At 68.2% G+C, this 23,800-nt stretch carries 21 protein-coding genes and 2 pseudogenes; 13 read left to right on the plus strand and 10 right to left on the minus strand.

From position 1 onward, the window contains the following. Positions 1-72: 72 nt before the first annotated feature. A complete protein-coding gene (locus AC1DP9_RS13745) occupies positions 73-813 on the plus strand; it encodes a glycine zipper 2TM domain-containing protein (protein ID WP_477107674.1) in 741 nt (246 codons plus the stop codon). Between the two features lie 7 nt (positions 814-820). Here AC1DP9_RS13745 and AC1DP9_RS13750 read toward each other — a convergent pair whose 3' ends face one another. The 3 genes from AC1DP9_RS13750 to AC1DP9_RS13760 all read right to left on the minus strand — a co-directional run bounded on the left by AC1DP9_RS13750 (position 821) and on the right by AC1DP9_RS13760 (position 3,063). Further along, entirely contained in the window at positions 821-1,537 is a 717-nt protein-coding gene (locus AC1DP9_RS13750) for a dienelactone hydrolase family protein (RefSeq protein WP_477107675.1), read from the minus strand. A 237-nt stretch (positions 1,538-1,774) separates the two neighbouring features. Further along, positions 1,775-2,203: a hypothetical protein gene (locus AC1DP9_RS13755; RefSeq protein WP_092296051.1), complete on the minus strand. Its 429-nt coding sequence runs from the start codon at positions 2,201-2,203 to the stop codon at positions 1,775-1,777. Positions 2,204-2,454: 251 nt separating this feature from the next. Further along, positions 2,455-3,063 carry a phospholipase D family nuclease gene (locus AC1DP9_RS13760; protein WP_092296049.1) on the minus strand — a complete coding sequence of 203 codons (609 nt, stop codon included), beginning with the start codon at positions 3,061-3,063 and terminating at the stop codon, positions 2,455-2,457. Between the two features lie 164 nt (positions 3,064-3,227). Here AC1DP9_RS13760 and AC1DP9_RS13765 point away from each other — a divergent pair, with 164 nt between their 5' ends. Beyond that, positions 3,228-3,434: a dodecin gene (locus AC1DP9_RS13765; protein WP_092296046.1), complete on the plus strand. Its 207-nt coding sequence runs from the start codon at positions 3,228-3,230 to the stop codon at positions 3,432-3,434. On the opposite strand, the gene AC1DP9_RS13770 is transcribed toward AC1DP9_RS13765, so the two are convergent. The 3 genes and pseudogenes from AC1DP9_RS13770 to AC1DP9_RS13780 all read right to left on the minus strand — a co-directional run. Next, on the minus strand, positions 3,409-4,224 hold the full coding sequence (locus AC1DP9_RS13770; RefSeq protein WP_477107676.1) for a tetratricopeptide repeat protein: 816 nt from the start codon (positions 4,222-4,224) through the stop codon (positions 3,409-3,411). The two genes, AC1DP9_RS13765 and AC1DP9_RS13770, sit on opposite strands and share 26 nt — an antisense overlap. A gap of 16 nt (positions 4,225-4,240) precedes the next feature. Then, positions 4,241-6,544, minus strand: a complete 2,304-nt coding sequence (locus AC1DP9_RS13775) for a TonB-dependent receptor (protein ID WP_477107677.1) — start codon at positions 6,542-6,544, stop codon at positions 4,241-4,243. A 114-nt stretch (positions 6,545-6,658) separates the two neighbouring features. Continuing rightward, positions 6,659-8,140, minus strand: a pseudogene (locus AC1DP9_RS13780) (ShlB/FhaC/HecB family hemolysin secretion/activation protein); the annotation flags it as partial. On the opposite strand from AC1DP9_RS13780, the pseudogene AC1DP9_RS13785 reads away from it, so the two are divergent. The 8 genes and pseudogenes from AC1DP9_RS13785 to AC1DP9_RS13820 all read left to right on the plus strand — a co-directional run. Then, positions 8,140-8,379 (plus strand): annotated as a pseudogene (locus AC1DP9_RS13785) (helix-turn-helix domain-containing protein); the annotation flags it as partial. The pseudogenes AC1DP9_RS13780 and AC1DP9_RS13785 overlap by 1 nt on opposite strands. A 119-nt stretch (positions 8,380-8,498) precedes the next feature. Continuing rightward, a complete protein-coding gene (locus AC1DP9_RS13790; RefSeq protein WP_477107678.1) occupies positions 8,499-9,644 on the plus strand; it encodes an exonuclease SbcCD subunit D in 1,146 nt (381 codons plus the stop codon). After that, positions 9,641-12,694, plus strand: coding sequence for an AAA family ATPase (locus AC1DP9_RS13795; RefSeq protein WP_477107679.1), 3,054 nt, complete (start codon positions 9,641-9,643; stop codon positions 12,692-12,694). Before AC1DP9_RS13790 ends, AC1DP9_RS13795 begins: the two co-directional genes overlap by 4 nt. 353 nt (positions 12,695-13,047) lie before the next feature. After that, the gene (locus AC1DP9_RS13800) at positions 13,048-13,755 is read left to right on the plus strand and encodes a 3-oxoacid CoA-transferase subunit A (RefSeq protein WP_092296000.1); all 708 of its coding nucleotides are present in this window, start codon (positions 13,048-13,050) and stop codon (positions 13,753-13,755) included. Between the two features lie 16 nt (positions 13,756-13,771). Further along, the gene (locus AC1DP9_RS13805) at positions 13,772-14,419 is read left to right on the plus strand and encodes a 3-oxoacid CoA-transferase subunit B (protein ID WP_092295997.1); all 648 of its coding nucleotides are present in this window, start codon (positions 13,772-13,774) and stop codon (positions 14,417-14,419) included. Positions 14,420-14,447: 28 nt separating this feature from the next. Further along, the gene (pcaF, locus tag AC1DP9_RS13810; RefSeq protein ID WP_441592662.1) at positions 14,448-15,650 is read left to right on the plus strand and encodes a 3-oxoadipyl-CoA thiolase; all 1,203 of its coding nucleotides are present in this window, start codon (positions 14,448-14,450) and stop codon (positions 15,648-15,650) included. Positions 15,651-15,856: 206 nt separating this feature from the next. Beyond that, the gene (locus tag AC1DP9_RS13815) at positions 15,857-16,588 is read left to right on the plus strand and encodes an SDR family NAD(P)-dependent oxidoreductase (protein WP_092295991.1); all 732 of its coding nucleotides are present in this window, start codon (positions 15,857-15,859) and stop codon (positions 16,586-16,588) included. Positions 16,589-16,691: 103 nt separating this feature from the next. Continuing rightward, positions 16,692-17,696, plus strand: a complete 1,005-nt coding sequence (locus AC1DP9_RS13820) for a Bug family tripartite tricarboxylate transporter substrate binding protein (protein ID WP_092295988.1) — start codon at positions 16,692-16,694, stop codon at positions 17,694-17,696. 645 nt (positions 17,697-18,341) lie between these two features. On the opposite strand, the gene AC1DP9_RS13825 is transcribed toward AC1DP9_RS13820, so the two are convergent. Continuing rightward, positions 18,342-18,557 (minus strand): hypothetical protein, encoded by a 216-nt coding sequence (locus tag AC1DP9_RS13825; protein ID WP_092295985.1) that lies wholly within the window; start codon positions 18,555-18,557, stop codon positions 18,342-18,344. A 335-nt stretch (positions 18,558-18,892) separates the two neighbouring features. Here AC1DP9_RS13825 and AC1DP9_RS13830 point away from each other — a divergent pair, with 335 nt between their 5' ends. Continuing rightward, on the plus strand, positions 18,893-19,495 hold the full coding sequence (locus AC1DP9_RS13830) for a PadR family transcriptional regulator (RefSeq protein WP_477107680.1): 603 nt from the start codon (positions 18,893-18,895) through the stop codon (positions 19,493-19,495). A gap of 9 nt (positions 19,496-19,504) precedes the next feature. Here the strand turns inward: AC1DP9_RS13830 and AC1DP9_RS13835 are convergent, their stop codons facing one another. Together AC1DP9_RS13835 and AC1DP9_RS13840 are read right to left on the minus strand one after the other, a co-directional pair. Further along, positions 19,505-20,500, minus strand: a complete 996-nt coding sequence (locus AC1DP9_RS13835; RefSeq protein ID WP_477107681.1) for an NAD(P)H-dependent flavin oxidoreductase — start codon at positions 20,498-20,500, stop codon at positions 19,505-19,507. Between the two features lie 50 nt (positions 20,501-20,550). Further along, positions 20,551-20,982, minus strand: coding sequence for a nuclear transport factor 2 family protein (locus AC1DP9_RS13840; protein WP_092295976.1), 432 nt, complete (start codon positions 20,980-20,982; stop codon positions 20,551-20,553). 135 nt (positions 20,983-21,117) lie between these two features. Between AC1DP9_RS13840 and AC1DP9_RS13845 the strand changes: the two genes are divergently transcribed. After that, on the plus strand, positions 21,118-22,212 hold the full coding sequence (locus AC1DP9_RS13845; protein WP_441592658.1) for a tyrosine-type recombinase/integrase: 1,095 nt from the start codon (positions 21,118-21,120) through the stop codon (positions 22,210-22,212). A gap of 133 nt (positions 22,213-22,345) precedes the next feature. Continuing rightward, positions 22,346-23,365: a UDP-glucose 4-epimerase GalE gene (gene galE / locus AC1DP9_RS13850; RefSeq protein ID WP_477105316.1), complete on the plus strand. Its 1,020-nt coding sequence runs from the start codon at positions 22,346-22,348 to the stop codon at positions 23,363-23,365. 103 nt (positions 23,366-23,468) lie between these two features. On the opposite strand, the gene AC1DP9_RS13855 is transcribed toward galE, so the two are convergent. Then, entirely contained in the window at positions 23,469-23,777 is a 309-nt protein-coding gene (locus AC1DP9_RS13855; RefSeq protein ID WP_092295967.1) for an H-NS histone family protein, read from the minus strand. Between the last annotated feature and the right edge of the window lie 23 nt (positions 23,778-23,800).

Consider the following 23,800-nt stretch of genomic DNA (forward strand, 5'->3'; position numbering starts at 1 on the left):
ACCTGCCGCCGGGCCCGGGCTCTAGACTCGCGCGCATCATCCACACGCGCATTGGCCGCAGGAGTCTCCACCATGTCTTTCCCGTTTCGTTCCACGGCGTTGGCCGTCATCGCCGCCGGCACGCTGGCCGGCTGTGTCACCGCGCCGTATGGCAATGGTTATGCCGACGGGTACGGTACCGGCTATGGAGGCGGCTACGGCAGCAACTACGGCGGTGGCTACCCGCAGCAGGCGGGGTATGGCACCAGCGGCACCAGCGGCACGCAGATCAGCGGCGGGTATCCGGCGCAGTCGTATCCCCAGTCGGGCTATCCCCAGCAGCCGGCGTACCAGCAGCCGGGCTACCCGCAGCCAGCGTACCCGCAGTCAGGCTATCCGCAGTCCGGCTATCCCCAGGCGTCCTACCCCCAGCAGCCCGGTTACGACCAGTACGGCTATCCGTCGATACAGCCGGGCGATGGTGCCGACCCGTACGCAGTGCGCTACGGCTGGGTGGAATCGATCGAGATGGTGCGGGGCCAGCCTGCCGACACCAGCGGCGTCGGCGCAGTGATCGGCGGCGTGGCGGGCGGGCTGCTCGGCCATCAGGTGGGCGGCGGGCGCGGCAATACCATCGCCACGATTGGCGGTGCGGTCGCCGGCGCCGTGGCCGGCAACGCGGTGGAGAAGCAGACCAACACTGGGCCGGCGGCCTACCGGGTGCGCGTGCGCACCAACGACAGCGGCTACCTGACCCTCACGCAGGCCAGCCCGTACAACCTGCGTTCGGGCGACCGCGTGAAGATCCAGAACGGCGTGGCCGTGCCTTACTGAGCGGGGCTCAGGACAGCGCGTTGGCCAGGAACGTCAGCGCGCGGCCATGGGCCAGCGCCGCCGAGCGTTGATGGAACGAGGCGCGCGCCCAGCAGTTGAAGCCGTGATCGGCCTGATCGTAGACGAAGACCTCGGTGCCGCGCTTGCCGGCCACGGCCTGGCGCACCTGTTCGACATGCTCGGGCAGGATGTGCTTGTCCAGCGCGCCATAGTGGAACTGCACAGGCACGTTCAGCGCGGCGGCCTCGTGCAGCTGGTTCTGGATGCCGCCGCCGTAGTACGGCACGGCTGCATCGACCAGACCGCGCGCCGCCGCCAGGTACGCCAGCAGCCCGCCGAAGCAGTAGCCCACCGCCGCCACCTTGCCGCCCGTGCCAATCTCGGCACGCAGCGCGGTGGCCGTGGCGCCGATGTCCGACACCGCGGCTTCCAGGTCCACGCTGGTGCGCAGCGCCATCGCCTGTTCCCAGTCCGGGCCGCTGTAGCCCAGCTCCACGCGCGGCGCCTTGCGCCAGAACACGTCCGGGGCCAGCACCACGTAGCCGTCCGCCGCGTACTGGTCCGCCACCGAGCGGATGTGCTCGTTCACACCGAAGATCTCCTGAATCAGCACGATGCCGGGATTGCCGGGCTGCTTGCCGCCCGGCGGCAGGCTCAGGTAGGCGTCAAAGCTGCCATCGGCGGTGTCGATGCGAATCCAGCGGCTGTCGGGCTTGGTCGTCATGATGCGAACTCTCCAGGGTTTGAGGCACTCCACAATAGAACCCGGAAGTGTGCCATTCCTGTTGCATTCATGCAGGCCGTGGCCGAAAACCGTGGGCAACTACGTGGGCAAAAACGCGGGCAAAAAAATATGCCGGCCCCGCGGGGACGGGGCCGGCATGGGGCCGCGCAGGGGATGGCGGCTCAGGGCTGCATATCTATATAGAGGGCCGGGGGGGCGATGCCCCTGCCAGCGGCCCTACCAACGCAACTGCACGTTCTTCTCGCCAGGGCTCAGGGTGGTCCGCTTGGACGTCCCCTCGAACGTGGCCACTACCTGGTACGACGCGCGCGGGCCCTTGATCAGGCAGCGCGGGCCGGTGGACGTGAACTCCGCCACCTGCTTGCCGTTCCGCATCAGCTTCACGTTGACGTCCGAGAGGTACTCGCCCCGGCCGCCTTGTGTGAAGAGCAGGCCCATGTCGTACTCGCGGGCCGCGCTGTTCATTTCCGCCTGTTCGTCCGCCGCCACGCCACCGCATACATAGGTGAACGGGCCGGCGCTGGACGTGCTCATGTCGGCGCGGGCGCCCATCGACAAGCCCAGCGACGCCACGGCCACGCCGATGACGCAAAGCGCGCGCGCCCCTCGGCGCACGGGTTTATCGGTGTTCTGATTGGTAAGCATATTTCCTCCTGCCAGGTTGGCCGGCGGCGCGCGAGGGGGCGATCGGACGATGCGAGAGGGCAGGCTCGAAACATCGCCGGAGAAGGTCTGGCGGGGGATCATGGCTGGCATGACCCCGGGCAATCGCCGTTCGCGGCATCCGGGGATACACACCTGAAGTAGACACCGGCGCGGGCGGCCGGTCTGTCAGCGTTTGGCTGATCTTGCTGCGGGAGGATGCCGAGGGGCCGGGGGAGGCCCCTGGCGTGTGATCAGTACGCGGAGGACTGCTCGAAGCGGGTGCGCCAGTTCTCGGTATAGGCGCGCACCACGGCGGCGTCGCCCCGGATCAGCATGCCGTTCTCGGCGTTACGCTGCTCGGCGGACTTGGTGAAGTTGAACGAGCCGGTGAAGACCGCCTGGTCGTCGAACACCATGACCTTGTTGTGGGCGATGGCCGGCTTGGTATCGATCACCACGGGAATCCCCGCATTCTTGAGGAAGGTGGCGCTGGTGTAGCGCTCGGAGACCTGGCTCTTGTCCACGATCACGCGCACGTCCACGCCGCGCTGGTGCGCATCGGCCACGGCCTTGGCGATCTGCGCGTTGGTGAACGAGTACGCCTGGATCAGCAGCTTGCGGCGGGTGTTGTGGATGGCATCGATCAGCATGTCCTGGCAGCTCGGGCCGTCCGGCACGAAGCAGAGCGTATAGGTGCTGCCGGCCGCGAACGCGCTCGGGCGCGCGGCGGGCGTGAGCGCATCGGCCAGACGCTCGAGCGTGGAGGTGGTGCGGGCCTGGGCCACGGCGGCGAGGCCGGTGGCGGCAACCATCAGGCTCGCCAGGGCGAGCCGCTTGCAACGGTGAAGGGAAGTAAACATCAGGTTACAGAGTGGTGGCAGAAGTTCAGCGGCCCGCAGCGTAACAGTGGAAGCGGCCCTTCCGCAACCCGCGCGGGGGGCCCTGCGGCGTCCGTGACCCTTGGGCTTGCCGGACATGCTGCCTATGATGGAAGGCACAACGCCAGATGCGACAGGAGACCACCATGACGAACCACACCTACAAGCTGGTCGAAATCGTCGGCTCATCCGCCGACGGCTGCGACGGTGCCATCCGCAACGCCATTGCCAAAGCCGGTGAAACCATCAAGAACATCGACTGGTTCGAAGTGATCGAAACGCGCGGCCATGTGCAGGACGGCAAGATCGCGCACTTCCAGGTCATGATCAAGGTGGGGTTCCGGGTGAACTGAGGCGCACCGCCTGGGCGCCCCGGGCGCCCCGTGCGCCCGGGGCACCTTGCACCGCATCCGCCAGCGCGCGTAGTGCGGGTTGCGGTGCCGCAACCAGCCAGGCCAGCATCTTGTCGACGAACGGCGCGTTGGCCGTCAGGGCCGCGCGCCGGACCCATGCGCGCGCGGGTATCTCGTGCCCGGCCAGCGCCAGCATGCGCGCGTGGTTGAAGCAGCCGCGGAAGTCCCCGCCCGCCGCGGCGCGACGGTAGTGGTCCGCCGCGCAGGCGAGGTTGCGCGCCACGTGCCAGCCATCTTCATAGAAGCCCCCGACGACGTTGAGCGACTTGGCATGGCCGCGTGCCGCCGCGCGCTCGAACCACGTGAAGGCGCCGGCGCGGCTGGCGGCCATGCCGCGCCCGAGCGCCAGCGACGTGGCGAAGTTGTACATCCCCCAATCGGAGCCGCGCAGGGCGGCGGTGTGGAACCAGTGCGTGGCGGCGCGCGCATCGGGTGCCGTGCCCCAGCCGTTCTCGTAGCAGCGGCCGACGAGGTTGGCGGCGCCGGCGTGCCCGCACAGCGCCGCCCGCTTGAACCAGTAGTGCGCGCGGGCGGCATCGGGCGGCAGGCCCCGCCCGGCGAGGAACCACTGGCCGAGCGTCATCTGCGCATCGAGCTGGCCGCTGACGGCTGCCGCGCCGAGCCAGCGTAGCGCCGGCCCGGGCGGGCCGGCCAGCACGTGGCGCAGGGTATCGGGCGCAAGCTGGCCCAACTCCAGCGCGGAGGCCACGCGGAATGGCAGCGTATCCATCCTCCGTCTCCGGCTGTCAGTAACGCAGCGTGAGCGTCAGCGTGGCGGCGCGGCCCGGCGCCATCGTGGCGTAGTGGTTGCGGTGCGCCTGCGCGTAGTAGGCCTTGTCGGTCAGGTTCTGCAGATTGAGCTGCACGCTGGCGAACTTGCTCAGCCGGTACGCGGCCATCGCGTCGAAGCGCCAGTAGGCCGGCACCCATTTCGTATTGGCCTCGTTGCCCCAGACCTTGGAGACATAGTTGGCGCCGCCCCCGAGGATCAGGCCCGGCAGCACCTCGTAGGTGGACCAGAAGCTGAAGCTGTCAGCCGGGGTGTTCGGGAACGCGTTGCCGTCGGTGGCGCCGTTCGCCGCGCCCTTGCCGCCGTTCCGGCGCAGCGTGGCCTTCTGGTGGGTGTAGCCGCCGTACACGGCCCATCTGGCCGTGACGTTGCCGGCGAAGCCGAGTTCCACGCCATCCACACGCCGCTCGCCGGCCATATGCGCCGTGCCGTCCTGCGCGATGATCCGCGTATTGTCTGTGTCGATGCGGAACACGGCGGCGGTCAGCGCCAGCTTCTCGCCCAGCACGTCCCACTTGGTGCCCAACTCGAAAGCGCGGCTTTTCTCGGGCGCGAGCTGGTCGCCGCGATTGCCGGCGGCATCGGGCGCCAGTGCGTTGATTTCGGCCCCCTGGCCGAGGAACGAGCCCGCCGGCGTGGACGACGTGCCGAAGCTCGCATACACGCTGCCCCACGTCACGGGCTTGTAGACTGCGCCAAGCTGGTAGTTGACCAGCGTGTCCTGCCGCGAGAACCGGTTGCGCACGCCGCTGGCGTTGGGCGCCTGCGTCAGCGTGGTGTCATAGCGATCGAGCCGCAGGCCGGCATTGACCAGCCATTGCGGCGTGATCTCGGCTGAGTCGAACAGGTAGGCAGACAGCGTCCGGGTGCGCACATCGGTCGGCCGGTGGTTGCGCTGGATCGCGCCTGCCCACGGATCGGCCGGATTGGGATCGAACACGGTCGTGCAGTTGTAGCCGCTGGCCGCGCCGGCGCCATTGGCGCAGCGGCGGTCGCCGGTATCGACCTTGTAGGTATCCCAGTTGGCCTTCTCCTCGGAGAACTCCACGCCCGCCACGTACTTGTGGCCGACTGAGCCGGTACGGAAGGTGCCGGACAGGTCGGTCTGGTTGGCCACCGTGTCGACGGTGCCCACGCGCGTGTTGGCGCGCCGCCAGAGCAGGTTGTAGTAGGTGTTGCCGAGGTTGGAGTCCGGCTGGGTCCAGATGAAGTCCTGCTGGGTGCGCGCGAGCCGCGTCTGGTTTCGGAGCTTGAGCGCGGGGCTGAAATCGTGCTCGATGCGCAGCGTGCCGGTGTCGTTCTGCTCCTTCTGGAAGTCACGGTTCAGCAGGCCGTAGTAGGTCTCGCGCGGCACGTCGAGCGGCCGGCCATCGCCGGTCGGGCGCATCCGGGGCCGCCCGTCCTTGCGGGCGGTGTGGGGCGCGTTGTTGTAGGGAATGCCGATGTCGGGCTGGTCGTCGGTCTGCAAGTGATACCAGGAGGCGGTGACGCGCGTGGCGGTGCCCAGGCCGATGGCGACGGACGGCGCCACGCCCCACCGGCTCACGCGCGCGGCGTCGCGCCCGGGGATGTCGCTGCTGTGGGACATCGCATTGAGCCGCACGGCGGCATGCTCGCCGATGCGCCAGTTGCCATCCACCGTCGCGCGCACGTACTCGGCATTGCCCACGCCGAGGGTGCCTTCGGCGAAGCGCTCCAGCCGGGGTGCTTTGCTCTGGATGTTGATCGTGCCGCCAGCGCCGCCCCGTCCGTCATAGGCGCCGGCCGGCCCCTTGTTGACCTGCACCGACTCCACGTTGAACATCTCGCGCGACTGCGCGCCGATGTCCCGGAAGCCATCGAGGAAGGTGCTGGCCTGCGCGTCATAGCCACGGATGAACGGCCGGTCGCCGATGGGATTGCCGCCTTCGCCCGCGCCGAACGTGATGCCCGGCACGGTGCGCAGCACCTCGGTCAGGCTGGTGGCGGCCGTCGTGCGGATGACCTCCTGCGGAATCACGCTGACCGAGCGCGCGGTGTCGCGCAGCGCTTCGGGGTCCTTGGGCGATCCGGTGGACGCGGCGCGGAAGCCGTCGTGGCGGTCTTCGTTGACGGTGACCGGTGGCAGCTCCACCTGCGCCAGCGCCGCCACGGGTGCGGCGGCGAGGGCCACGCCCACGGCCTGCGTCAGCCGGGGCAACGACGCCCCGGCACGGCCTTCTGATGCTTCGTCGGATTGGGACAATGTGGCCGATCCGGCCACGACGCGTGAGACCTGCATGACAACCCCCTGGTACGTGCTGATGTGTGCAAATGCGAGCCATTCTCATTTGCGGGTGACGCGGGGGTCAAGGATCGAACTGCACCAAACCGCCTCAGCGGCGGGTGCGGTGACTCAATCGAACTGGTACGACCACAGCAGGTTGAAGCGCGGCGAGCGATGGCTCGCATTGGTGGGTTTGTCGCCCACCGGCTGGGCCACCGAGACGTCCATCGTGTAGTAGCGCCGGTCCGAAAAACGTAGGCCGATGGCCAGCGACTGCAGCGTCCGGTGCGAGAGCGACACGCTGTTCGAAACCACGCGCGCCATGTCCGCCACCAGGAACGGCTGGAGCGTCTTCAGGTAGGTGAAATCCACCGTGAACAGCCGGTTGAGTTCCGCCGAGGCGCCCCAGCCCTTGTCCCCGGCCACCTCGCCCGCCGGATAGCCGAGGCCGAAGAAGCGCCCGCCGAAGCTGATCTGCTCGCTCGACGCCAGCCGCTGGTCGCTGAACTGCCCGGCCGCCGAGAGCGCGATGCCGAAGCCGAACGGCAGGTCGTTGGCCTGCGAGACCAGCAGCCGGGTGCGCAGGAAGTTCAGATCATTCTGATTGTTTTCCCGATTCGCGCCGAGCGCGTCGAAGCCCTTGTAGAGGCCGAGCGTGGCGCTGCGCGTGACACCCTCCGCGCGCTGGACGTAGCCCATCTCCAGGCTCGCCACGCGCACGCAGGTGGACAGCTCCACCTGCCGGCCCGCGCCCGGCTGCACGGCCTGGGTGTAGCGCTCGAACTGGCTGTTCGCGTACATCCCGCCGGTCAGCGTCAGCGCGTGGCGGTTATTGAGGATGAGCGGATAGCTCAGCGTGCCGCCCAGCCGCTTCGAGTCGTTGACGTAGCGCGATTCGAAGCCGATCGGCGCCAGCGCGGCGTTCTCCGGCACGCCACGGTAGTGGGAGGCGGTGAGCTTGGCCAGCATGAGGCTGTTGGTGGTGGCCGTGGCGATGGCCCGCACGCCGGGGGACATCCACTCCACGCCGGTGCCGAACGTGAACGGCTTGCGCTTGACCTCGAGCACCATCTCGCAGGCGCCGTCCGTGGTGGTGGGCGGCTGCACGGTGGCCGCCACCTGCATGCCGGGCTGCTGCGCCAGCACGTTCACGTAGTGCTCGAAGCGCTCCTGGCGCAGCGGCCGGTCCTGCTTGAGCTGCTCGGCGATCTTGCGCAGCCGCGCTTCGGCGGGACCGGGCTTGCCCCGCACCGTGACGTTGGCAACGTAGCCCTCCACCACGGTGACCAGCACATCGCCATGCTCGAAGGACTGCGCCGGCACGAAGGCGAACGAGAGCGGGTAGCCGGCGTCCTTGTAGCGCTGCGTGACGGACTCCGCGGCCTGGAGCAGTTCGGCGACGGTGATCTCGCGGTTGGCGAGCGGCGCGAATTTCGCGGCGATCTGGTCGAAGGGCAGCGTCCTGGCGCCCTCGATGCGGAAGTGGCGCGGCGTCAGGCGCGAGGCCAGCAGGTTCTGCAGGGCGGCGTCGGGCCGCTCCACCTGCACCGTGACGTTGCTGTCGGCCGGCTTGCTCGGCGCTAAGCGCGGCAGGGTCTGGGTCGGGTCGCCATTGGGACGAGGAACGCATCCGCCCGCTGTTCCGCGCGCTGCGCCCGGGTGCCTTCGACGGCGCCGAGCGCGCCGACCCGCGTGGCGACGCCGAGGAGCGCCGCCGCATCATCGCGGCGCTGGACGCCAACGGCTGGCGCCGGCAGGACACCGCCGCCTGCCTCGGCATCAGCCGCAAGGTGCTGTGGGAGAAGATGCGCAAGTACCAGATCGCCGACAGCGAAGCGGAGCCGGCCTGAGGCAGCGACCACACAGGGGAGGGGATACAGGGGGATGCGGCGCCGGGGGCCGCAACGTTATGATGCGGGACCGCGCGGCCCGGCCGTGCTTCTCGCGCCACGGCGCCGAAGGATTCAGATTGCGTTTTCTCCACACCGCCGACTGGCATCTTGGTCGGCTGTTCCACGCCCGCAGCCTGCTCGAAGACCAGGCCCATGTGCTCGACCAGTTCGTCGCGCTGGTCCGTGACGTACGGCCAGACGCCGTGCTGATCGCGGGCGATGTCTACGACCGCGCCGTGCCACCGCCCGAGGCCGTGGCGCTGCTGGACGACGTGCTGGCGCGCATCGTCGTGGACGCGGGCGTGCCCGTGGTGATGATCGCCGGCAATCACGACAGCGCGCACCGGCTCGGCTTCGGCGCCCGCCTGATGGCCGCGCAGGGGCTGCACGTGGCGGGGCGCACCGGGCCGCAGGCCAGTTGCGTGACGCTGCACGACGCCGATGGCGAAGTGCGCATCTATGCGCTGCCCTACGCGGAGCCGGCCGCCGTGCGAGATGCGCTCGGGCTGGACCTGCCCAGCCACGAAGCGGCGCTTCAGGCACAGTTGGCGGCCATCCGCGCCACCCATCCGCCCGGTGTGCGCGCCGTGGCGGTGGCCCACGCCTTCGTGGTGGGCGGGACGGTGAGCGAGTCGGAGCGGCCGCTTTCCGTCGGCGGCAGCGGGGCGGTGGCGGCGGAGGTGTTCGCCGGCTTCGATTTCGTCGCGCTCGGTCACCTGCACCGGCCCCAGACCATCGGCGAGCGGGTGCACTACTCGGGCTCGCTGCTCAAGTACTCGCTGTCGGAAACCGAGCACATGAAGTCGGTGTCGCTGGTGGAGATCGACGGCGCCGGGCAGGTGACGATCGAGCCGATCGCCCTCCAGCCGCTACGCGACCTGCGCGTGCTCCAGGGCGAACTGGCCACGCTGCTGGCGCAGGGCATGGACGACCCGCGCCGCGACGACTATATCTATGCAGTGCTGTCCGATACCGGCGCGCTGCTGGACCCGATGGCGCGGCTGCGCCAGGTCTACCCGAATGCGCTGGCGATGGAGCGCACGGTGCTGGCGCGCACCGGGCAGGCCAGCGCGGCGGGGCGGCAGTTGCGGGAACTCGATACGGGCACGCTGTTCGCCAACTTCTTCCGCGAGGTAGCGGACGCGGATCTTGACGGCGATCAGCGCCGGACGCTGGACGACCTGCTGGCCGACATGGCCGCGGCGGAAAGGGAATCGGCATGAAACCGCTGCACCTGACGCTCCAGGCATTCGGCCCGTTCGCGGCCACGGAGACCATCGACTTCACAAAGCTGGGCGATCAGGCGTTCTTCCTGATCCACGGCCCCACGGGCGCCGGCAAGACCACGCTGCTCGACGCGATCTGCTTCGCGCTGTACGGCGACACCTCGGGCGGCGAGCGCAACCCGCAGGACATGCGCAGCGCCAACGCCGATCCGGCGCTGCGTACCGAAGTCACGCTGGAATTCTGCCTGGGCGCCACGCGCTACCGGGTGACGCGCTCGCCCACGCAGGACCGGCCGAGCCAGCGCGCGGCCGGCGGCTTCGTCAAGGAGGCCGCCAAGGCGCAGCTCGACGTGATGATGGACGACGGCTGGCGGAACAAGGCGAGCCAGCCGAACCGCGTGGGCGATGCCGTGCGCGACCTGCTCGGCTTCGACAGCGCGCAGTTCCGGCAGGTGATCGTGCTGCCGCAGGGGCGCTTCCGCGAACTGCTGACGGCCGACTCGCGCGCGCGGCAGGCGATTCTGGAGCGGCTGTTCCGTACCGAGCTGTATCGCCGCGTGGAGGAGCACCTCAAGGATCAGGCGGCAGGCATCCGGCGCGAGGCCGACGAGATCGGGCTGCGCCGCCGCACGCTGCTGGAGCAGTACACGCTGCCGTCGACGGAGGCGCTCGCGGAGCGCATCGCCACGCAGCAGGAGGCGCTGCTGGGCTTGCAGCAGCGTGAAGCGCTGGCGCGCGCCGCGAGCGAAGCGGCGCAGGCGTCGCTGCGCAAGGGCGAGATGGAACAGGCGCAGCGCACGGCGTGGCAGGAGGCCGAGGCCACGCACGCGCGCCTGAGCGCCCGTACGCCGGCCATGGATCTGGAGCGCGCCCGGCTGCGGGCGGCCCAGCGCGCGGCGCACGTGACCCCGGTGGCGCRCAATGCCGAGGTGGCACGCCGCGAGCAGGGTGCCTCCCGCGAGGCGCTGGCCCGGGCCGAGGCCGCCGCCGCGCGCGACCGGCAAGAGGCGGACGCCGCCACCGTCGCCCTGCGTGCCGAACTGGCCCGCGCCGAGGAACGGCAGGCGGCGCAGCGGAGCGCGAGGACGCTGGAAGACCTGCTGCCGCGTGCGCGGCAGCTTGGCCTGCTGCAACACGCGCTGGCGCAGACCAATGCCACCCTGACCCACGCGCAGGCGGCGCACGCCAAGGCTGTGGCGGCGCTGGATGCCGGCACCAAGCGCCAGCAGGCGCTGGACGAGGCGCTGGCGCAGGCGCGCGCCACGGCGGCCCCGCTCGACGCCACGCGGCTCCAGCGCGACAACGCGCGCGAGCGCCTGGCGCGCATCGGCAAATATCGACAGGTGGAAGTTGCCCTGCCGCCGCTGCGCGCGGCGCAGACGGCTGCCCAGACGCAATGGACCCGGGCCAGCGCCGCACGCGACACCGCGCGGGCCGCGCTGGCGCAGTCGGAAGCCGCCTGGCGCGTGGGACAGGCCGCGCGGCTGGCTGCCGGGCTGCATCGTGGCGATGCCTGCCCGGTGTGCGGCGGCACCGATCACCCGGCGCTGGCGCAGCAGGTGCTGGCGCTGGTGACCGATGACGACCTCGACGCGAGCCGCGCCGCGCTCCAGCGTGCCGACGAGGCGCTCGCCGAGGCCACGGCGGCACGCCAGAAGGCCGATGCGGACGTCGCGCAGGCCCAGCAGCGACTGGCCGATATCGCTGAATCGAGCGACGATGGTTCGGAAGACGGCGCGCGCCGGCTGGAGGCCGACGTGGCCGCGCTGTCCGCCGCCGTGACGCAGGCGGAAGCGGCGGCGCAGCGTGCGCAGGAACTGGAAGCGGCGGCCACGCAGGGCCGGGCGGCGCTCGCCACCAGCGAGGCTGCCGCCAGCGCCGCCGATGCGCAGGCGCGCGCCGCCGCGCAGGATCAGGCCAAGCGCGAGGGCGAATGGCAAGCCGCCAGCGCGCAGGTGCCAGCCGAATCGCGCGATCCCGATGTGATCGCCACATCGCTCGAAGCGGCCCGCCGCCATGCCGGCGCGCTGGAAGCGGCGTTGGAAGTGGCACAGGCTGCGGACCGGCAGGCAGCGGCGACGCTCTCCGGCAGCCAGGCCGCGCTGGCATCGGCCCAGCAGCACGTGGCCCAGGCCGACGCGCGTACGGTCCAGTGCGACACCGAGTTGGCCGATGCGCTGGCGCAGGCCGGATTCGCCGATGTCACGGCCTATGCCGCCGCCACGCTCGCGCCGGACGCCATCGCCACACTCGACGAAGCCGTGCGCCGTTTCGATATCGATCTGGCCACCGCTGCCGAGCACCGCGCGCGCACCGCCGCCATCGCCCAGGCCATCGCCGCGCCGGACCTGCCCGCGCTGCTGGCTGCGCGTGACACGGCGGCCGTGCAGTTGGAGGATGCCATCCGCCAGCGCACCGAACTCGCCGCCGCGCGCGACGCGCTGCTGCAATGCCAGGCGCTGCTCGATGCGCTGGCCGAGGACAGCCGCGATGTGGAGGCGCGCTACGCCGTGCTGGGCCGGCTCTCGGAGGTGGCCAACGGCAACAATCCGCGCCGCATGACGTTCCAGCGCTTCGTGCTGGCGACCCTGCTGGACGAGGTGCTCGAGGCGGCGTCGCTGCGGCTGATGCGCATGAGCCGGGGCCGCTACGCCTTGCAGCGCGTGCGCGAGCAGGGCGACCAGCGCGTGGCGGGCGGGCTCGATCTCGAAGTGTTCGACCATGACACCGGCAGCGCGCGGCCCGCCAATACGCTGTCCGGCGGGGAGGGGTTCCTCGCCTCGCTGTCGCTGGCGCTGGGGCTGGCCGATGTGGTGCAGTCGCGCGCCGGCGGCATCCAGCTCGACACGCTGTTCGTGGACGAAGGTTTCGGCACGCTGGACCCGGAGAGCCTCGATTTTGCGATCCGCACGCTGCTGGACCTCCAGCAGGCGGGCCGGCTGGTCGGCATCATTTCGCACGTGACGGAGCTGCGCGAGCGCATCGATGTGCGGCTGGAGGTACGCCCCGGTGTGAGCGGCAGTCAGGCCGTGCTGCGTCTACCCTGAAGGGATGGCGGCCACCCCTCGCGGGCGGGTGCGATTATCGCCCGCCACGGGACCGGCCGCCTTGACCCTGTTTCCGCGCCGGGTGTAACCTTTGTTCAGTCTGCGAATTGGAGTTCGAATAGCGAACTTTCAGCAGGATTCGCAGGTTTCAGATGCACTCATGGCCGCACACAGACGGCCGCCAAGACAACACCAAGATTGTTGGACCCGGTCTGCGCCCGCCACCATGCCCCAGGCATGGGACAGACGGCGCGGACGCCCCGTCCTGCATGACGCCGGAGACAGTTTTGCGTGCCGCCCCCTTGCGGCTGGTCCCGGCCCTCGCTGCCGGACTTTTCCGTACTGGAACGCAAGTGATCAACAAGCTATATGACTCGGTGGAAGCGGCAGTGGCCGGTATCCACGACGGCGCCACGATCCTGATTGGCGGCTTCGGCATGGCCGGCATGCCGGCCGAGCTGATCGACGCGCTGATCGCACAAGGCGCACGCGACCTCACCATCGTCAACAACAACGCCGGCAACGGCGACACCGGCCTGGCCGCGCTGCTCAAGACCAAGCGCGTGCGCAAGATCATTTGCTCGTTCCCGCGTCAGGTGGATTCGTACGTGTTCGACTCGCTCTACCACGCCGGCGAGATCGAGCTGGAACTGGTGCCGCAGGGCAACCTGGCCGAGCGCATCCGCGCCGCCGGCGCCGGCATCGGCGGGTTCTTCACCCGCACCGCCTACGGCACCCCGCTGGCTGAAGGCAAGGAAACCCGCATCATCGACGGCAAGGGCTATGTGTTCGAGTCGCCGATCCACGCCGACTTCGCGCTGATCAAGGCCGACACGGCGGACCGCTGGGGCAACCTCACCTACCGCAAGACCGCCCGCAACTTCGGGCCTATCATGGCCATGGCCGCCAAATGCGCGATCGTGCAGGTGAGCCACATCGCGGAACTGGGCGAGCTGGACCCCGAGCACATTGTCACGCCGGGCCTGTTCGTCAAGCGCGTGGTCAAGATCGAAGGCGCCGCCCAGGCCGCCAAAGCCGCCAACGCCGATCAAGCCGCCTGAAGCCAAGGAGATCACAATGAACCGCCTGACCCGCGACCAGATGGCCGCCCGCGTGGCCCAAGACATTCCCGACGGTGCCGTGGTGAACCTCGGCATCGGCCTGCCCACCCTGGTGGGCAACCACCTGCCGGCCGACCGTGAAATCCTGCTCCAGAGCGAAAACGGCCTGCTCGGCATGGGCCCCGCGCCCGCGGCCGGCCAGGAAGACGGCGACCTGATCAACGCCGGCAAGCAGCCGGTGACGATCAAGGCCGGCGGCTCCTACTTCCACCATGCCGACTCGTTCGCGATGATGCGTGGCGGTCACCTCGACTTCTGTGTGCTGGGCGCGTTCCAGGTCTCGCAGACCGGCGACCTGGCCAACTGGCACACCGGCGCGCCGGGCGCCATCCCCGCCGTGGGCGGTGCGATGGACCTGGCCATCGGTGCCAAGCAGGTGTTCGTGATGATGGAACACCTGACCAAGCAGGGCGAAAGCAAGGTCGTGCGCGAGTGCACCTACCCGCTGACGGGCATCGGCTGCGTCACGCGGATCTACACCGACCTGGCGACCATCGACGTGACGCCGGACGGTCTGGTCGCCCGCGACCTCGTCGACGGCCTGAGCTTCGACGAACTCCAGCGCCTGACCGGCGTACCGCTGCTGCAGCCCGTGGCCGCCTGACCCATACCAAAGACGAGTGAGACAGAACATGACTGACGCTTTCATCTGCGACGCCATCCGTACCCCCATCGGCCGTTATGCCGGCAGCCTGTCCGCGGTGCGCCCGGACGACCTCGGCGCCGTGCCGCTGCGCGCCCTGATGGCGCGTAACCCGAACCTGGACTGGTCCGCCATCGATGACGTGATCTACGGCAACGCCAACCAGGCTGGCGAGGACAACCGCAACGTGGCGCGCATGTCGTCGTTGCTGGCGGGCCTGCCTGAGGCCGTGCCCGGCGCCACCATCAACCGCCTGTGCGGCTCCGGCATGGACGCCACCGGCACGGCCGCGCGCGCCATCAAGTCCGGCGAAGCCACGCTGATGATCGCCGGCGGCGTGGAAAGCATGAGCCGCGCCCCGTTCGTGATGGGCAAGGCCACCTCGGCCTTCTCGCGCGATGCGCAGATCTTCGACACCACCATCGGCTGGCGCTTCATCAACCCGGCGATGCGTGCCGCCTACGGCGTGGACTCGATGCCCGAGACCGCCGAGAACGTCGCCACCGACTACAAGATCAGCCGCGAAGACCAGGATCTGATGGCGCTGCGCAGCCAGGAGAAGGCTTCCCGCGCCCAGGCCGACGGCACGCTGGCCCAGGAAATCACGGCGGTCACCATTCCGCAGAAGAAGGGCGACGCCATCGTGGTGGAGCGCGACGAACATCCGCGTGCCACCAGCATGGAAGCGCTGGCCAAGCTCCGCGGCGTGGTCCGCGCCGACGGCACGGTCACCGCCGGTAACGCCTCGGGCGTGAACGACGGCGCCTGCGCCCTGCTGCTGGCCAGCGAAGCCGGCCTGAAGCAGCACGGCCTGACCCCGCGTGCCCGCATCGTCGGCATGGCGACCGCCGGCGTGGCGCCGCGCGTGATGGGCATCGGCCCGGCCCCGGCTACCCAGAAGCTGATGAAGCAGCTGGGCATGTCGCTGGACCAGATCGACGTGATCGAACTGAATGAGGCGTTTGCTGCACAAGGGCTGGCCGTGCTGCGCCAGCTCGGCATCGCCGACGATGACAAGCGCGTGAACCCCAACGGCGGCGCCATCGCGCTGGGCCACCCGCTCGGCATGAGCGGCGCCCGCCTGGTGACCACGGCGATGTACCAGCTGCATCGCACCGGCGGCCGCTACGCGCTGTGCACGATGTGCATCGGCGTGGGCCAGGGCATCGCCATGGTGATCGAACGCGTCTGACCGTTGCTGAACGTGTCCTGACGGGCTTGAGGGGCGCCGGGCGCCCCTCAAGTTTCGTCCGCTTCCTGCCGTTTACCCGGATGGGAAGTTTCAGTGGTGTCTCTTCCCCAACGAGGTAGAGCAATGCGGCCGGGCCGACGGGCTCGCCGGCTGGCCGCATCTTTTTCTGACGGACCCGGCTGAAGTTGCCGGTACGGAGTACCGAGATGTCCCTTCCCGTTGCCACGCTTATCACCGGCGCCAGTTCCGGTATCGGCCGCGCCATTGCCGAAATGCTGCTCGCCGATGGCGTGACCCAGGTGGTCAATGTCGATTACGCGGAACCCGCGTGGTCGCACCCCAACATGACGTTCTTCCAGGCCGACCTGACCAACGCCGACGCCACGCGCGCGGCGGCGGCGCAGGTGACGTCGCGCTTCGCCGTGACGCGGCTGGTGAACAACGCCGGCGCCACCCGCCCCGGTACCGCCGACACGGCCACCACGGCCGACCTAGACTACGTAGTGGGCCTGACGCTGCAGGCCACCATGCTGCTCACCCAGGCCTGCCTGCCCGCGATGCGTGCAGCCGGCTTTGGCCGCATCGTCAACATGGCCTCGCGCGCGGCGCTGGGCAAGCCCGACCGCGTGGTGTATTCCGCGGTCAAGGCCGGGCTGGTTGGCATGACCCGAACGCTGGCGATGGAGCTGGGCGGCGACGGCATCACCGTCAACGCCGTGGCACCGGGTCCCATCGCCACCGAGCTGTTCCGCCGGAGCAATCCGGAGGGCAGCGAACAAACACGGCGCATCCTGGCAAGCATCGCCGTGAAACGAATGGGAACGCCGGAAGACGTGGCGCGTGCCTCGCTCTTCTTCCTCTCGCCCGAGAATGGTTTCGTGACCGGACAGGTGCTGTACGTCTGCGGCGGAACCACGCTGGGCGTGGCGCCCGTATAAGAAAGATGCCCGCCCTGGCACGGGGCGGAAATAGCGATTCAAAGCTTGGCGCCGGCGGCACCTATCCCAGCCGTTGGCGAGCATTTCATTCCTGGAGCACAAGATGAGCATGACCAATCAACCTTCGAAGGCGCGCAGACGCCTGCTGGCCGCTGGTGTGGCACTGGCCGCCGGCATTGCCGCCGTGGGCGGCGCGCAGGCACAGGGCACCTATCCGACCAAGCCGATCACGATGATCGTGCCGTTCTCGGCCGGTGGCACCACCGACATCCTGGCGCGTATCGTCAGCCTGCAGCTGGGCAAGGCCCTGGGCCAGCCCGTGGTGGTGGACAACCGTCCTGGCGCGGGCGGCAACATCGGCGCTTCGCTGGCCGCCAAGGCCCCGGGCGACGGCTACACGCTGTTCATGGGCACCATCGGCACGCACGCCATCAACCAGTCGCTGTACTCCAAGCTGCCGTACGATCCGGTGAAGGATTTCGCGCCGATCACGCGCGTGGCCATGGTGCCGAACATCGTCGTGGTGAACCCGAAGGTGCCGGTGCACAACGTGAAGGAACTGATCGCCTACGTGAAGGCCAACCCGGACAAGCTGTCGTACGGCTCGTCGGGCAGCGGCTCGTCGATGCACCTCTCGGGTGAGCTGTTCAACTCGATGACCAACCTGCACATCCAGCACATTCCGTACAAGGGCAGCGCCCCGGCCGTGAACGACCTGCTGGGCAACCAGATCGGCCTGATGTTCGACAACATGCCGTCGTCGTACCCGCACGTAAAGGCTGGCAAGCTGCGCGCCATCGCCGTGACCTCGGGCAAGCGCTCGCCGGCCCTGCCGGACGTGCCGACGGTGGCCGAAGCCGGCGTGCCCGGCTACGAAGCCACGTCGTGGTTCGCGCTGTACGCCACGGGCGGCACGCCGCAGCCGATCGTCGACCGCCTGAACGCCGAAGTGGTGAAGATCCTCGCCATGCCGGAAGTGAAGAAGCAGATGGCCGAACAAGGCGCCGAGCCGAACCCGGAAAAGCCGGCCCAGCTCGCCGCCTTCATGAAGTCCGAGTCCGCCAAGTGGGCCAAGGTCGTGAAGGCCTCCGGCGCGACGGTGGACTGATCGTTGCAGCACTGAAGCACGCAGTACGCAGTAAGCAGTACTGGGAACCGGCCCGATGGGCCGGTTTTTTTTATGGGCGACGTTTGACCTGACGCAGTTCGGCCGGCTGCGGGATTCCTGGAATGTGCATCTTTGATCCCACGCAGTGAAGGACGAGATGAAGGCCGAAGCGATTGAGTGGCTTGACGACGCGCCGCCGGACGTCGCGCGGAAGTTCGGCACCGTGCGCTACCACGGCGCGGTCTGGGCCCGATGGCGGACTGACGGCGCGCCAGCGTACTGCCCGTCGCGTCAAACTCGACACGCTGTTGAAGGCGGTCTACGAGGGGAGGCCAATCCGGGCCTAGAAAGACCAACGGCTGCCAGTGGCAGCCGTCGTAGGCGGGGTTCTCTTTCCGCTTGCGCGGATTTCCCACTCCAGGTGGGACCTGGTTGCCCAGGCGGCGCTACGTTTTTGCACCCGCTTGAACGTAGTTTATGGCGGCATTGTAGGCCCGCCGGTGAGACCCGGTCAAACCACGCGGCAACTACCCGCGAGGCCATTTGATACGCCGCAAGAAAAAGCCCGCGAACCAGTCGCGGGCAGAAATCCCAGGTCCCGGAGGGACAGGAGGAGACAACCGACACGGGCCGGTGTGCGGGAAATCAGGCCAGGCTGTACTTGACCACTTGTTCCTCGACACCGACAAAGCGCACGAGCTGGCGCAGCCCGCTTGCGTATTCCTTGATGTGATGCCCTTCCGGCGTGTCGGGCAGCCGGTAGTAGATCGGGGCCGAACCGGCGCGGGCGCGGGCCGCGAGGACAGGCGCGGCGGCCTCGCCAGCGGCGGAGCCTTCGGTGAATTCCGGTCTTGCGTTCATAGACAACTCCCGGGAGACGCATGACGCGGAACGTTGGGCCGGCAAAGGGGCGCGCGCATGCGGGTGGCAATGTCTGGAATGTATTGCAAGCGGTCGGGAAATGCCATTTCGTTTTTTTTAGATCTGTTTCGAGACAATTGACTAAATTGTCATAAATAGACGCCGGCGCGCATTGCCGATGCCTGGGGCGCAACAAGCGCGTCCCATGGGTTAACGGCATGACGCCGCGTGACTTGCGCGTTACCATACCGGGCAGCTTCGCCGCGACCTCACCCGCTCATCGCGGGGCAGGGTCGCAACCTTCATGCCAGGCCCCCGCACCCAGATCCCGCCTCATGTCTACCCAGCACGCCCTGTTGATTTCGCTGATCGAAAAGCCGTCCTCCGGCTACGACCTCGCGCGCCGGTTCGACAAGTCCATCGGCTATTTCTGGCACGCCACGCATCAGCAGATCTATCGGGAACTGGGCCGCATGGCCGATCACGGCTGGATTGCGGCCGATGAGCAGGGCAATGGCGCGAGCAATGGCACCAACGGCGGCGAGCCCGCCGAGGCCGATGGCGTGGAGAAGAAGAGTCGCAAGAAGGTGTATCGCGTGTTGCCGGCTGGTCGCGACGAACTGGCGCGCTGGGTGCTCGCCCCCGGGCTGGGGATCGATCAGCGTGAGGAAATTCTGGTGAAGCTACGTGCAGATGCTGCAATCGGGCCACTGGGACTGGCCGACGAGATGGCACGGCTGATCGCGCTGCATGAGGCGCGGCTTGAGACGTTTCTCAAGATCGAGCAGAAGGACTTCGCGGCCGGGCAGGCCGACCGCACGCGGCAGATCCATCATGCGCTGCTCAGGCGCGGCATCCGCTATGAGGAAGACTGGGTGAAGTGGGCCAAGGATCTGCTGCCGCTGCTGGCGACTCCCGCCGCCAGCGACAACACGTAACTGCTACCGTCAGGCCACGTCGAGCGCGGAGGCCGCGCTGGCCGGGGCGGCTTCGGCCAGACCGAGGCGACGGCGAGCGAGTGCATACTCCTCCACAAATCGACGCACCAGTTCACCGGCCGGCACCACGCGCTTGATCGCGCCCACGCCCTGGCCGGCGCCCCAGATGTCCTTCCACGCCTTGACGCTCGCCGAGCCGAAATTCATCTTCGAGGCATCGGAGGTCGGCAGGGCTTCCGGGTCCAACCCCGCGCGCACGATGCTGTTGCGCAGGTAATTGCCGTGTACGCCCGTGAACAAGTTGGAATAGACGATATCGTCCGCGGAGCTGTCGACGATCATCTGCTTGTAGGCGTCCTGCGCGTTCGCTTCCTGGGTGGCGATGAAGGCCGAGCCGATATAGGCAAGGTCCGCCCCGGCGGCCTGCGCGGCCAGCACGGCGTTGCCACTGGCGATGGCGCCGGACAGCAGCAGCGGGCCATCGAACCATTCCCGGATTTCATGCAGCAGCGCGAACGGCGACAGTGTGCCGGCATGGCCGCCCGCGCCGGCCGCCACGGCGACCAGCCCGTCCGCGCCCTTCTCGATCGCCTTGCGCGCGAAGGTGTTGTTGATGACGTCATGCAGCACGATGCCGCCGTAGGAATGCACGGCGTCATTGACTTCCTTGCGCGCGCCGAGCGAGGTGATGACGATGGGCACCTTGTAGCGCACGCACAGTTCCAGGTCGTGCTCCAGGCGGTCGTTGGACTTGTGCACGATCTGGTTCACCGCGAACGGGGCGGACGGACGGTCCGGGTGCTTGGCGTCGTGCTCGGCCAGTTCCGTGGTGATGCGGTCCAGCCATACCTCGAGCTTCTCGGCCGGGCGTGCGTTCAGCGCCGGGAACGAGCCGACCACGCCGGCTTTGCACTGGGCGATCACGAGGTCGGGATTGGAAATGATGAACAGCGGCGAGCAGACGGCCGGCAGCGACAGGTTCTGGAGCAGGGCGGGAAGGGCCATGATGGGATTCCTCTGATCTCTAATAGATGGGGCGTGGAAATACGAGTCGCTCAGGCGCCCCGCAAGATGTGTTTCTGGGCGCCGAGGCGGGCGCCCATGGCCTCGCCCAGCGCCTGCAATGCGCTCAGCGGGCGCACCATGACTTCGAATTCGACGATCTTTCCGGTGGCATCGAAACGGATCATGTCGATGCCCTTCAGCGCCTTGCCGGCCACATTGGCACTGAATTCGAGCACCACGCTCGCCTGGTCGTCGCCGACGAAGCTGCGGTGGTAGCGGAAGTCCTCGAAGACCTCGTTCACCGTGGTCAGCACCAGCTGGATGGCGGCGCGGCCCGGGTAGGGCGTGTGCGCCACGGGTGAACGAAACACCACTTCGTCGGCAACGATGCTATCGAGCGCGTCCATATTGTGGGTGGCGATCATCGTGTGCCACGTATCCAGCGATTGCGCCGCGGCGGGCGCGAGTGAGAGGTTTCGCATCGGGTCTCCTCCGATCACGTCGAAAGTCGTAGTGGAATCTGTTCTATGCAACTGGTTGCATAGTGAGTGGCAAGGTATCACGACGCGGAGGCGTTTTGCAAGCGGCAGGCAGCTTCGTGTGCCGGGTTGTCTACAATGCACGCATCGCCGTTTTTCGCGGCGCGTCATCCAGGAGCACTCTTGACCACGCTTTCCGGGGCCGACCCGCAGCCCGATGCCCTGTTCGATGCCGACCTCGACGCCTGGCGCCGTCAACCCGAGCGCGCCTTCGACGGCTGGCTGGCCAGCCACGGTTTCCGGCACGGCACCGCCGTCGTCTATCGGGCGATGTGGGGCAAGCTGCTGCGCTGGTCCGGCGAGCAGGGTTTGCCGCCGCTGACGTGGTCGGCGGGGCAGATCGGCGCGTTTCTCGATGCCCAGGACCTGCACAAGCGCCATCGTTATCGTTATGCGCGGCTGATCGAGCGCGTGTTCCACCATCTCTCGCTGCTGCAACAGAACTTGCACAATCCCGCGAGTCAGGCGGTGAAGAATCATCTGACGGAGGGGGATAACGACCCCACGGCCTTCCTGCTGCCGGGCGAGCGCGATCTGCTGGTGGCGCGCGTGCTGTCGCCCGATGGGCTCGAGCGGCCGGACCTGTCGCGCGGCATTTCGCCTACGCAGTGGAAGCGCGCGCGCGACGTGGCGCTGATCGCCGTGCTGCTGGGTGGCGGCCTGAAGGTGGCAGAGGTGCGCGCGCTGCGCGTGGAAACCATCGACGGCTTGGAGGAAGGGGCTGGCGATGGTGGAGAGGGCGCCGCGCTGGCCCTGCGCATGGTGCGCCCGGACAACGGCCGCGCCTATACCGTGCCGCTGTTCCCGTTCGCCGAGGTGCCGCTGCGCCACTGGCTGGCGCTGCGCGCGGCCGCCGGCACGCTCGGCGAACTGGTCTTCCCGGCGATGGCCAATGGCCGGCCGATGCATGCGGCTTCGATCTACCGTCGCGTGGAGCTTCTATTAGAAGAGGCCGGCGTGCTGGCCGGGCGGCGCGAGCGGGCGTCGCCGCAGACGCTGCGCAATACGTGCGGTGCGATGCACTTCGATGCCGGTACTGCACCGGCCAAGGTGGCCCAGGTGCTCGGCATGCGCGATCTGGAGTCCGGCTGGCGGCTGCACGCCGCCTATGAGGCGTGGCAGGCACGTGCCGGCCTGCCGCCGACCCGGTCCGCCGCGCCTCAGCCGTCTTGACGATGGCGCTGTGACGCAGCCGTGATATGTTGGGCGTAACCCGCGCCGGCTATGATGAGCGCCCCGCGCAAATGCGCCCGATCCGGCGCGTGGCATCGCCCCCGAATTCCTATTTCTGACCCTGATCCGTTCCATGGCTGAGACCTTACTGCTGACCGGTGCCACCGGCTATATTGCTTCCCACACTTGGGTGGCACTGCACGAAGCAGGCTACAACGTTGTCGGTATCGATAATCTCTGTAACAGCAACCGTGCAGTTGTCGAACGCCTGGCGCAGATTACCGGCGCGACGCCCAATTTCGTCGAAGGCGACGTGCGTGACCGCGCGCTGCTGGACAAGCTGTTCGCCGAACACAAGATTTCCGGTGCGATCCATTTTGCCGCGTTGAAGGCGGTGGGCGAGTCGGTGAGCCAGCCGATCGAGTATTACAGCAACAATCTCAACGGATTGTTGACGCTTTGCGCCGCGATGCAGTCGGCCAACGTGAAACAACTGGTATTCAGTTCGTCGGCCACGGTTTACGGGAATCCGCATGCCGTGCCGATCCTCGAGGATTTTCCGCTGTCCGCGACCAATCCGTACGGCCAGACCAAGCTGATGGGCGAGCAGATTCTGCGCGATATCGAGATTTCGGATGCGAGTTGGCGAATCGGATATCTCCGGTATTTCAATCCGGTTGGTGCCCATGACAGCGGGCTGATTGGCGAGGACCCGGGCGGCATTCCCAACAACCTGATGCCGTATGTGGCCCAGGTGGCGGGTGGCCGCCGGCAGAAACTGAGCGTCTATGGCGGCGACTACCCCACCGTGGATGGCACCGGCGTGCGCGACTATATCCACGTCTGCGACCTGGCCGACGGCCATGTGGCTGCGCTGAAATACTTGCGCGAGCAGCCGCGCGGCATGACCGTGAACCTTGGCACCGGCCGTGGCTACAGCGTCCTGGAGGTGGTGAAGGCTTACGAACGTGCGAGCGGCCGGCCTGTTCCTTATGAAATCGTGGCGCGGCGGCCCGGCGATATCGCTTCCTGCTATGCCGATCCGGCGCTTGCCCAGGAGCTGCTTGGCTGGCGCGCCCAGCATGACATCGACCGCATGTGCGAGGACTCGTGGCGCTGGCAGTCAATGAATCCGAACGGGTTTACCGGCTGAGCGATGACGGGGCGCGTACCCGTTTCTGCGGCAGCGGGATAACCGACGCGCAACAAAAAACCGGGCCTTGGCCCGGTTTTTTGTTGGTGCGGTGACGCGGCGATCAGCGGATCAGGAAATCTTCCACCGTTTTGCCGTTGGCCAGGGCCTGGGTCAGCCAGCCCGGGCGCTTGCCGCGGCCGGTCCAGGTATTGCCGGCGCTGTCGCGATAGCGCACCGGCACCTTGCGCGCGGCCTTCTTGCTGGCCACGGCCTTGCCGCTGCCAAATCCGAGATCGTCGGCGGTCAGGCCATATTGTTCGATTTTTTCGCGAATATCGGCAATCACAGTCGCCTGCTCGCGCGACTTGATCTCTTCCGCCTGCTTCTGCAGTTCGCTGATTTTCTGAACGATTTCCTGATAGGTCGCCATTTCCAAGCCTCTATTTATAGATG

The organism is Cupriavidus sp. 01L43 (genome assembly GCF_056399925.1).